A 10088-nucleotide genomic window follows, 5' to 3' on the forward strand; every position below is an offset into this window, starting at 1 on the left:
ACACAAAGCCTGGCACTCTGTGTTCCCGAGTGCCAAGTCTACGGCTACCACCCCGCAGCGTGCGATAACACGATGGGCAGCCGGGGCAAGCGGACTGCAAATCCCCTACAAGTGACATACGCGAAGCTTCCGCCCATGAGCGAGAACTTCCCCCAGGGGCCCGCCGACGCCACCGTCCGGCTGCCGCGGGACGCGACCCCCGGGCAGCAGTACGGGCCCACCCCCGCTTTCCCGCCGTCGTACGGCCCGTACGGCGGGTACGGCCCTCCGCAGGCGTCCGGTCCCGTACGCCCCCGGCTTCTGTGGATCTTCCTGGCCTGGGCGCTGTTCGTCGTCCTGGTGGTCGCCGGCGTCGGCGGCCTCGCGGGCGGGATCTTCTCCACGATCGACGACACCGCACCGTCCACGACGTTCGCGAGCGGCCAGACCGTGAGCGTCGCGCTCGACCCGCACGACAAGCCGGCGATCTACGCCGCGGCCGACCAGCCGACCAACGTGCAGTGCCAGGTGGGGGACGGCCAGGACCCGTCCGTCACGCTGACCAAGCCCGCTGCGTCCCAGACCGTCTCGGTGAACGGCACGACGTGGGAGCTGCTGTTCGACGTCGGTGTGCCGAAGGCCGCGACGTACCAGGTGACCTGCGAGGGCGAGGGCGTCAGGTTCGGCGTGGGCAAGCAGTTCGCGGCCAACGCCGGCAAGATCGTGGGGGGCGCGGTCGCGTTCCTGGCGCTGCCCGTGGTCGGCTTCCTGTCGGCCGTCGTCGTCACCGTCGTGGTGCTCGTCCGGCGGGCCGGGGCACGGCGCCGCGGCGCCGCCTGACCGCCCGCGGCGCGGCCTCCGATTTGCTAGCGTTCCCGGCATGTATGGGCGGGACGTGCTTTCCGGCGACTGGCGGCGGCCCCGGCGAGGGCAGATCCCGGAGGTCCCCGCGGAGCCCGACCTCGTCGTCGAGGACGCGGAGGGCCGGTTCTGCGGGGCGGTCGTGGCCTGCGACAAGGAGGCCGTGACGCTGGAGGACAGGTTCGGGCGGCGGCGGATCTTCCCGCTCACGCCCGCCGGGTTCCTCCTGGAGGGCCGGCCGGTGACCCTCGTACGGCCGGCCGCGGGCCCCAGGGGCCCCCTGCGCAGCGCGTCCGGCTCCATCGCGGTCGAGGGCCTGCGGGCCCAGGTCGCCAAGGGCAGCCGGATCTATGTCGAGGGCGTCCACGACGCCTCGCTCGTGGAGCGGATCTGGGGGCACGACCTGCGGGTCGAGGGCGTCGTGGTCGAGTACCTGGAGGGCGTCGACGACCTGCCCGCCATCGTCGCGGAGTTCGCCCCCGAGCCCGGGAGGCGGCTCGGCGTGCTCGTCGACCACCTCGTCCCCGGTTCGAAGGAGAGCCGCATCGCCGCCCAGGTGTCCGGCGACCACGTGCTCGTCGTCGGCCACCCGTTCGTGGACGTCTGGCAGGCCGTGAAGCCGTCCGCTCTCGGCATCCCGTCCTGGCCGGACGTGCCGCGCGGGGTGCCCTGGAAGGAGGGCGTGATCGCCGCGCTGGGCTGGCGGATGGACCCCCAGGAGGCGTGGCGGCACATCCTGGGCCGTGTCCGGACCTACGCCGACCTGGAGCCCGAGCTGCTCGGCCGGGTCGAGGAGCTCATCGACTTCGTCACCGACCCGGTCTCCTAGCCCGGGCTAGAAGGTCAGGTCCCGGACCAGGGCGTCGGCGAGGAGCCGGCCGCGCAGCGTGAGGACGGCCCGGCCCGCCTTGAACGCCTCGACCTCCAGCAGCCCGTCCGCCAGAGCCCGGGCGCAGGCCGTACGGGCGCGCGGCTGCAGGTCCGCCAGCGGGAAGCCGCTCTCCAGGCGCAGCTCCAGCATGACCCGCTCCACCTCCCGGTCCGCCGCGGACAGCTCCTCCCGGGCGTGCCCCGGGGAGGCACCGCCGGCCAGGCGGGCGGCGTAGGCGGCCGGGTGCTTGACGTTCCACCACCGCGTGCCGCCGACGTGGCTGTGCGCGCCGGGCCCCGCGCCCCACCAGTCGCCGCCCGTCCAGTAGAGCAGGTTGTGGCGGCAGCGGGCCTCCTCGTCGAGCGCCCAGTTGGAGATCTCGTACCAGCCCATCCCCGCGGCCGTCAGCATCTCCTCCGCGATGAGGTAGCGGTCGGCCGCCACGTCGTCGTCCGGCATCGGCAGCTCGCCGCGGCGGATCCGCGCCGCGAGGCGGGTGCCGTCCTCGACGATCAGCGAGTACGCCGAGACGTGGTCGGGCCCGGCGGCGAGGGCGGCCGTCAGCGAGGCCCGCCAGTCGTCGTCGGTCTCCCCCGGCGTGCCGTAGATCAGGTCGAGGTTGACGTGCTCGAACCCGGCCTCACGTGCCTCCCGTACGGCCTGCGCGGGGCGGCCGGGGGTGTGCCGCCGGTCGAGGACCGCGAGCACGTGACCGGCGGCGCTCTGCATGCCGAAGCTCATCCGGGTGAAGCCGCCCTCCCGCAGTTCCTTGAGGTAGGCGTGGTCCACGGACTCGGGGTTGGCCTCGGTCGTCACCTCGGCGTCCGGGCGCACGCCGAACTCCTCCCCGATGGCGTCGAGGATCCGCACGAGGTCGGCGGCGGGCAGCAGCGTCGGCGTGCCGCCCCCGAAGAACACGGTCTCGACGGGCGGGGCGGCGTCGCCCAGCACGCGGCGGGCCAGCCGCACCTCCTCGATCACCGTCGCGGCGTAGTCGCGCCGGTCCGCGCCGGGGCCCAGCTCGGAAGAGGTGTAGGTGTTGAAGTCGCAGTAGCCGCAGCGGGTCGCGCAGTACGGCACGTGCACGTAGAAGCCGAACGGGCGCGAGCCGAGCCCGTCGAGCGCGCCGGGCGGCAGCTCGCCGGAGGCCGGGACGGGGTCGCCGTCGGGAAGAACGGAAGGCACGTCTCCCAGTCTGCCGTCACTCCGGCGCTGCCATCGACGCCCCGATCATCGGGGTCCGTCTCCGGCTCGGGGCGGGGCGCCGGTTCCCACCGGAAGACTCGGGGGGCGAATGCCGGAGACCGTACGCCTCCATCAGGGAAGTACCAACCCATCCATCTTTGAGGCACTCACCCCATATCGCACGATATGGCGTGCCGGTCATTTTAATGCGCGCCCGCTCCGCCGCCGCGCACCGCCATCACAAATCATCGCCCTCGTGAGGCCAGTCGCCGTGCACGCCCGAGAGTGGGGTTCTCGCAGCGCCCAGGGAAAGGGTTTCGGTCTTTCCTGCTGCAACTCAAGGCTGCGCCAGGGGCTTTTATCGGCCGATCGCGAGGGGATCAACGTGGCCGGGCACATCGATCTTCAAGGGTTGTCGGGGGTAATCATGCGTGACGGCGAACGGTCGAACGACGAGGCGAGCGAGCTGACGCGCCGCCGGTTCATCCAGTTCTCCGGCCTGGCGGGCACCGGCGTGCTCGCGGGCGCGGGCATCCTCTCCGGTGCCGGGCACGCGCTGGCCGCGTCCTCAGCGGGCAAAGGGCCAGACCCCAAGGAGTGCGGCAAGACCACCGACTCGGACTCTCTCTGGCAGCGCAGCCAGAAGTGTCACAGCAACAACACCTGCCGGCAGAACCATGCCGACTACGTGGTGATGGCCGGCAACCAGAGCAAGAAGAACTACGTCAACTACATTCTCGTCCCCACCGAGCGGATCTACGGCATCGAATGTTCCTGGATCTGCGGCAGCAGCGCACCGAATTATTGGAGTGCCGCCGACTATTACGCCACCCAGCCTCCCACCGTCGTTCCCGCCCCTGTGGGACTGGGAATCAATTCGAAGCAGGCCAGAGATTTCAACCAGCTGCACATCCACATGGCGCGGGCGCGAGGGGAGTCCTCGCATGACCTCGCCGCCCAGGACAACCTGGCCGCCAGAACCGTGGCCAACTGGGCGGACTCGCGCGTGTCGATCCGGGGTCTCAGCCAGAATCTCGGGCTCATCCCGCACACCTACCGGGTGCTCATCTGGCCCGGGTTCGGCCACGACAATCTCTTCGCCATGCTCAGGACCATGCTGAGGACCTCTCTCGGGCACGGAGGGACCACGGCCCAGGCGCAGGCGCTCATGCAGTATCAGACGTTGATCGTGATACCTCGGCCCGCCGGAGGCTATTACATCGTCAACAGCGAGAAGGTGCTGAGAGACCCTAACAACCCCAAGCTGACCGGAACCGACACCTGCGACCCGTTGCTCCTCATGCATCCGTGAGCCCCGGCAGCGGTTGTCCACGACCGCTTGCAGGACGACGCCGGCCCGCACGATCGCGGTGGCGCGCCCTCCGGGCACGCGCCGGGCCGACCGCGGTGAGCCTCTCCTCGGCCTGCCGGCCACCCGGGCGTGCCATTGACGCCCCGATGACCGGGGTCTACGATCACGGCAATTTACAGGAAACTTTCCTATAAGAATTGCCTGGGAGGCCGGCGTGCTCATGAGAAGGACCCTCGCCGTGGCGGTCGCCGCCACCTTGGCGGCAGGGCTGGCTCCGGCGGCGGCCCAGGCCCACCCCGCCGCCGAGGACCGCTACAAGCGGGTGGCCTACTTCGTCCAGTGGGGCATCTACGGGCGCAACTTCCACGTCAAGGACGTGGAGACGAGCGGCGAGGCCGCGAAGCTGACCCATCTCAACTACGCCTTCGGGTTCGTGGGCCCCGAAGGCACCTGCTACTCCGCCGACCCCTGGGCCGACTGGCAGCGCGGCGTGTCCGCCGAGGAGAGCGTCGACGGCGTCGCCGACGCCGTCGACCAGCCGCTCAAGGGAAACCTCAACCAGCTCAAGAAGCTCAAGGCGAAGCACCCGGGCCTGAAGGTTTTGGTCTCGCTCGGCGGCTGGACCGGCTCTAAGTACTTCTCCGACGCCGTTCTCACCCCCGAGTCCCGGGCCAGGCTCGCCGCCTCGTGCGTCGACCTGTGGCTCAAGGGCGACCTGCCGGGCCTGCCCGCCGGCGCCGGGGCGGGCGTGTTCGACGGCATCGACCTCGACTGGGAGTGGCCCGGCTCCTCGGGCAACGACGGCAACGTCATCCGGCCCGAGGACAGGCGCAACTACACGCTCTTCCTGGCCGAGCTGCGCCGTCAGATGCGGGCCTTCGACAGGAACACCCAGCTCACCGCGTTCCTCCCGGCCGCCGCCGCCAAGATCGACGCCGGTTTCGAGGTCGCCAAGGTCTTCGACCAGCTCGACTTCGCCACGGTCCAGGGCTACGACCTGCACGGTCCGTGGGAGAACCGCACGGGCCACCAGTCCAATCTGCTCACCGACCCCCGCGACCCCAACCCGGTCCGCTACAGCGTCGACCAGACCGTGCGCGACTTCATCAGCCGCGGCGCCCCCGCGCGCAAGATCGTGGTCGGCGTCCCCGCGTACGGCCAGGGCTGGACCGGCGTGACCTCCACCGGCAACGGCCTGTACGCCCCGGCCACCGGCCCCGCCCCCGGCACCTGGGCCCCGGGCAGCGACGACTACAAGAACCTCGTGAACAAGCCGGGCAAGCGCTACCGCGACCTGCGCACCGGCACCCTATGGCTCTACGACGGCACCGAGTTCTGGTCGTACGACGACCCTGCCGTGCTGCTGGAGAAGGCCGCCTACATCCGGCTCAAGGGCCTCGGCGGCTCCATGATCTGGTCGATCGACCAGGACGACGCCAAGGGCTCCCTCACCTCGGCGCTGTACTCCGTCCTGCGCTGACGGCCACGAGGTCCCGCGCTGACTGACGGCCGCGAAGTCCTGCGCTGACGGCCACGAGCGGAAGGGGGCCGGATCTCCTGGGTGGTCCGGCCTCCTTCCCCGCGGGGCGTACCGCGATCAGCCGAGGACGCGCCGCGCGACGCGGTCCCACTTGTCGGAGTGGCCGGGCAGGGCGAGCAGGCGCCGCATCAGGTCCTTGTCCCCGTGGTAGGCCCGGAACGCCTCGCCGATCGTCACACTGGCCGAGGGCCGCTCCAGCACCTCGACCCCGTCGCCCGCGCCCAGGTCCCCCTGTTCGACCACGCGGAAGTACGCCCCTGTGCGCCCGGCCGCGGTGAAGCGCTTGACCCAGCCGCGCTCGTCGAGCCAGTTGCGGAACACCACACACGGGACCCGCGGCGCGGTCACCTCCAGCAGGGCCGTGCCGACCCGCCACTTCTCACCGAGGAGCGTGTTCGTGAGGTCGGCGCCGGCGGTCGTGAGGTTCTCCCCGAACTGGCCGTCCCGCAGGGACCGGCCCATCTGGGGCTCCCACCAGTCGTAGTCCTCCCGGGCGTACGCGTAGACCGCCTGGTCGGGGTGGCCGTGGTTGGCGACGTCGGCTCGCTCGTCGCCCGCCAGCCCGTTCTCCCGCACGGCGACCCGCCCCTCGACGGGCCGCTTGTCGATGGCCGTGCGCTCCAGGTCTCCGGCCCACTCGGCATCCCGCGCCATGCCCACATTGACGGAGAGAATCCTCATGGGCAGAAGGTAACCGAACGACAAGTTTTGGTGCTAATGGATTAAGGGGCGCTACTTCTTCCCCTTGTCGGCGGAGGGCGCCTCGGTGGAGAGGGCGGCGACGAAGGCCTCCTGGGGGACCTCCACCCGGCCAACCATCTTCATCCGCTTCTTGCCCTCCTTCTGCTTCTCCAGCAGCTTGCGCTTACGGCTGATGTCACCGCCGTAGCACTTGGCGAGGACGTCCTTGCGCATGGCCCGGATGTTCTCGCGGGCGATCACGCGGGCCCCGATGGCGGCCTGAATGGGCACCTCGAACTGCTGCCGCGGGATGAGCTCCTTGAGCTTCTTGGCCATCTCCACGCCGTACGAGTAGGCCTTGTCGCGGTGGACGATCGCGCTGAACGCGTCGACCGTCTCGCCCTGGAGCAGGATGTCCACCTTCACCAGGTCGGCGTCCTGCTCGCCGGACGGCTCGTAGTCGAGCGACGCGTATCCGCGGGTCTTCGACTTGAGCTGGTCGAAGAAGTCGAAGATGATCTCGCCGAGCGGGAGCGTGTAGCGGATCTCGACCCGGTCCTCCGACAGGTAGTCCATGCCCTGGAGCTGGCCGCGGCGGCCCTGGCACAGCTCCATGATCGCGCCGATGAACTCGGCCGGCGCCAGCACGGTCGCCTTGACCATCGGCTCGTAGATCTCCGCGATCTTGCCGGCGGGGAACTCGGACGGGTTGGTGACGACGACCTCGCGCCCGTCCTCCATCACCACGCGGTAGATGACGTTCGGCGAGGTCGAGATCAGCGACAGGTTGAACTCGCGCTCCAGCCGCTCGCGCACGATCTCCATGTGCAGCAGGCCGAGGAAGCCGCAGCGGAAGCCGAAGCCGAGCGCGGCCGACGTCTCGGGCTCGTAGACGAGCGCCGCGTCGTTGAGCCGCAGCTTGTCGAGCGCCTCGCGCAGCTCCGGGTAGTCGTCGCCGTCGATCGGGTAGAGCCCCGAGTAGACCATCGGCTTGGGGTGCTCGTAGCCGCCCAGCGGCTCGGCCGCGGGCTTGGCCGCATTGGTGACCGTGTCGCCGACGCGCGACTGGCGCACGTCCTTCACGCCGGTGATCAGGTAGCCCACCTCGCCGACCCCGAGGCCCCGATCGGACGGCATGGGCTCGGGCGAGATGACGCCGATCTCCAGCAGCTCGTGCTGCGCTGCGGTGGACATCATCAGCACGCGCTCGCGCTTGGACAGGTGTCCGTCGACCACCCGGACGTACGTCACGACGCCCCGGTAGGTGTCGTACACGGAGTCGAAGATCAGCGCCCGGGCGGGGACGTCGGCGTTCCCGACGGGCGCCGGGACGTGCTCCACCACGTGGTCGAGCAGTTCCCTGACGCCCTCACCGGTCTTGCCGGACACCCGCATCACGTCGCCCGGGTCGCAGCCGATCAGCCCCGCGATCTCCTCGGCGTACTTGTCGGGCTGCGCCGCCGGCAGGTCGATCTTGTTCAGGACCGGGATGATGTGCAGGTCGGCGTTCATGGCCAGGTAGAGGTTGGCCAGCGTCTGCGCCTCGATGCCCTGCGCCGCGTCCACGAGGAGGATCGCGCCCTCGCACGCCTCGAGCGACCGCGACACCTCGTAGGTGAAGTCGACGTGGCCGGGCGTGTCGATCATGTTGAGGACGTGGCCGTTCCACGGGAGCCGCACGGCCTGCGACTTGATCGTGATGCCGCGCTCCCGCTCGATGTCCATGCGGTCGAGGTACTGCGCGCGCATGGACCTCTCGTCCACCACGCCGGTGAGCTGGAGCATCCGGTCGGCGAGGGTGGACTTGCCATGGTCGATGTGCGCGATGATGCAGAAGTTGCGGATCAACGCGGGGTCGGTCTGGCCAGGCTGAGTGCGCACCGAGGTCCGTTTCGACAAAGTTGGGGTGTGACTGCCGGTCGGGCGGGCCGCCTCGCCGCGCTCGGCGGGCCCTCCCGTCAAGGGCTGGCGGACCAGCCACCCTCCATGGTGGCATGTCCGGATGCTTGCCTTGAACACGAGGCGCGTCCTGCGGTGGGCCGCGCCGGTCGCCGCCGTGCCCATTGTGCTGCTGCTCGCCGCGGCCGTCGCCCTGCGCGTCCAGTACACCGGCTCACCCGCCGCGTGGACGGGGACCACCGGGCACGACGCGCTCTGGATGGGGCACGCGTGGGTCGACGGCCGCCGCACGGCCGCGGACGTCGACGCCCTCGCCGTACGGATCCGGGCGAGCGGGATCAAGGACGTGTACGTGCACAGCGGGCCGTTCGCGTACGACGGGACTCTGCCGCCCGACCGATACCCCAATGCCAGAAATTTCCTGAAATGGTGGCGGGAACGGCTGCCGGGGGTGCGGGTGTCGGCCTGGCTCGGGCAGACCGTGAACGACAACGGGCTCCATCATCTGGATCTGGCCGACCCGGCCGTCCAGGCGAGGATCGTCGCGGGCGCCCGGACCCTGGTCGGCCTCGGCTACGACGGCGTCCACTACGACTTCGAGCCCGTCCCGAGCGGCGACCCCGCGCTGCCGGCCGTCCTGCGGGAGACCAGGCGGGCCATCGGCGACCGGCTGCTGTCGGTCTCCACCCAGCAGATCGAGCCGCTGCCCGGCACCCGCGCGCCGTCCCGCCTGATCATCGGGCACGACAAGTACTGGACGCCGGCGTACTTCCGGCAGATCGCCGGTCTGACCGACCAGGTCGCGATCATGACGTACGACTCGTGGACGCCTCTCGGGTCCCTGTACGGCGGCCACGTCGTGCGCCAGACCACACTCGGGATGGACCTGGTGCCCGAGGACAAGACGCTGCTCATCGGCGCGCCCGCGTACCACGACCACGGCATGCCGCTCGCCGACCGCGCGGAGAGCGTCGCCGTCGCGGCCGAGGGCGCCCGGCTGGCCCTGTCCGGGCACGGCCCGAGGACCGCCATCGGCCTCGCCCTGTACGTCGACTTCGCGGCCACGGAGGAGGACTGGCGGGAGTACGAGGACGGCTGGGTCCGTCCGGGCCGGGATGCGGAGTCGTCCGGGGTTTCCGGGGTACCATGAGGCGGCAGGCGGCGGCCGGGCGGCGTGATTTGAGCGACGCAGCCGGCTGTTGGTATCCTGTACAACTGCGTGTGGCGCGCCCTCTCATCAGCCCGCGCGCCCCATCCGACCAAGACGTAACTGAGGCTTCTTCGTGGCGAACATCAAGTCCCAGATCAAGCGGAACCGGCAGAACGAGAAGCGCCGGCTTCGCAACAAGGCCGTCAAGTCGTCCCTGAAGACCGCGGTCCGCAAGTTCCGCGAGGCCGCCGACCAGGGCAACGTCGACGACGCGCTCGTGGCGCTCCAGGCCGCCTCGCGGCAGCTCGACAAGGCCGTCAGCAAGGGCGTCATTCACAAGAACCAGGCCGCCAACCGGAAGTCGGCGATCGCCAAGCGCGCCGCCGCCCTGCAGGCCGCCGGCAAGTAAGTCCCTCGAGGGCTTCCCGCGCCGCATCTCCCCCACGGGAGGTGCGGCGTTTTCACATGCCCGGCCCCGCGCCGCCCGGCGCCGCGTCCTGAGCCTGTCCCGCGTCCGCCGCCCTGTGCGGCGGGCGTCGGGGTGCCGGGGTGCCGGGCCCGCCTCCTGTGCCCGGGCCCCGCGCCCGGCCCGCGTCCGCCGCTCTGTGCG

9 protein-coding genes are annotated in these 10088 nt (G+C 70.7%); 6 read left to right on the forward strand and 3 right to left on the reverse strand.

The features are described from left to right. The first annotated feature begins 135 nt into the window (after window positions 1–135). Window positions 136–819, forward strand: coding sequence for a hypothetical protein (locus MPTA5024_RS11365; protein WP_051457941.1), 684 nt, complete (start codon window positions 136–138; stop codon window positions 817–819). A gap of 40 nt (window positions 820–859) precedes the next feature. Next, window positions 860–1669: a DUF3097 domain-containing protein gene (locus MPTA5024_RS11370; protein WP_084369561.1), complete on the forward strand. Its 810-nt coding sequence runs from the start codon at window positions 860–862 to the stop codon at window positions 1667–1669. Window positions 1670–1675: 6 nt separating this feature from the next. Here the strand turns inward: MPTA5024_RS11370 and hemW are convergent, their stop codons facing one another. Further along, window positions 1676–2896, reverse strand: coding sequence for a radical SAM family heme chaperone HemW (gene hemW / locus MPTA5024_RS11375; RefSeq protein ID WP_036322298.1), 1221 nt, complete (start codon window positions 2894–2896; stop codon window positions 1676–1678). A gap of 385 nt (window positions 2897–3281) precedes the next feature. On the opposite strand from hemW, the gene MPTA5024_RS11380 reads away from it, so the two are divergent. Both MPTA5024_RS11380 and MPTA5024_RS11385 read left to right on the forward strand, forming a co-directional pair. After that, window positions 3282–4208: a CDP-diacylglycerol diphosphatase gene (locus MPTA5024_RS11380; RefSeq protein ID WP_036322299.1), complete on the forward strand. Its 927-nt coding sequence runs from the start codon at window positions 3282–3284 to the stop codon at window positions 4206–4208. A gap of 220 nt (window positions 4209–4428) precedes the next feature. Next, window positions 4429–5688, forward strand: a complete 1260-nt coding sequence (locus MPTA5024_RS11385; RefSeq protein ID WP_036323963.1) for a glycoside hydrolase family 18 protein — start codon at window positions 4429–4431, stop codon at window positions 5686–5688. Window positions 5689–5805: 117 nt separating this feature from the next. Here the strand turns inward: MPTA5024_RS11385 and MPTA5024_RS11390 are convergent, their stop codons facing one another. Both MPTA5024_RS11390 and lepA read right to left on the reverse strand, forming a co-directional pair. Further along, window positions 5806–6429, reverse strand: coding sequence for an MOSC domain-containing protein (locus MPTA5024_RS11390; protein ID WP_036323964.1), 624 nt, complete (start codon window positions 6427–6429; stop codon window positions 5806–5808). Window positions 6430–6480: 51 nt separating this feature from the next. After that, entirely contained in the window at window positions 6481–8310 is a 1830-nt protein-coding gene (lepA, locus tag MPTA5024_RS11395; protein WP_036322301.1) for a translation elongation factor 4, read from the reverse strand. Window positions 8311–8431: 121 nt separating this feature from the next. Between lepA and MPTA5024_RS11400 the strand changes: the two genes are divergently transcribed. After that, entirely contained in the window at window positions 8432–9478 is a 1047-nt protein-coding gene (locus MPTA5024_RS11400; RefSeq protein WP_051457942.1) for a hypothetical protein, read from the forward strand. Window positions 9479–9611: 133 nt separating this feature from the next. Then, on the forward strand, window positions 9612–9887 hold the full coding sequence (gene rpsT / locus MPTA5024_RS11405) for a 30S ribosomal protein S20 (RefSeq protein ID WP_036322302.1): 276 nt from the start codon (window positions 9612–9614) through the stop codon (window positions 9885–9887). Window positions 9888–10088 lie beyond the last annotated feature (201 nt).

Source organism: Microbispora sp. ATCC PTA-5024, from assembly GCF_000511135.2.
In the GTDB taxonomy this organism is placed as follows: domain Bacteria; phylum Actinomycetota; class Actinomycetes; order Streptosporangiales; family Streptosporangiaceae; genus Microbispora; species Microbispora corallina.

Bases quoted from the DNA above. Each gene is read 5' to 3' on its own strand.
- MPTA5024_RS11365 (WP_051457941.1), top strand. From the start codon at position 136: ATGAGCGAGAACTTCCCCCAGGGGCCCGCCGACGCCACCGTCCGGCTG.
- MPTA5024_RS11400 (WP_051457942.1), top strand. From the start codon at position 8,432: ATGCTTGCCTTGAACACGAGGCGCGTCCTGCGGTGGGCCGCGCCGGTC.
- MPTA5024_RS11385 (WP_036323963.1), top strand. From the start codon at position 4,429: ATGAGAAGGACCCTCGCCGTGGCGGTCGCCGCCACCTTGGCGGCAGGG.
- MPTA5024_RS11390 (WP_036323964.1), bottom strand. From the start codon at position 6,429: ATGAGGATTCTCTCCGTCAATGTGGGCATGGCGCGGGATGCCGAGTGG.
- MPTA5024_RS11370 (WP_084369561.1), top strand. From the start codon at position 860: ATGTATGGGCGGGACGTGCTTTCCGGCGACTGGCGGCGGCCCCGGCGA.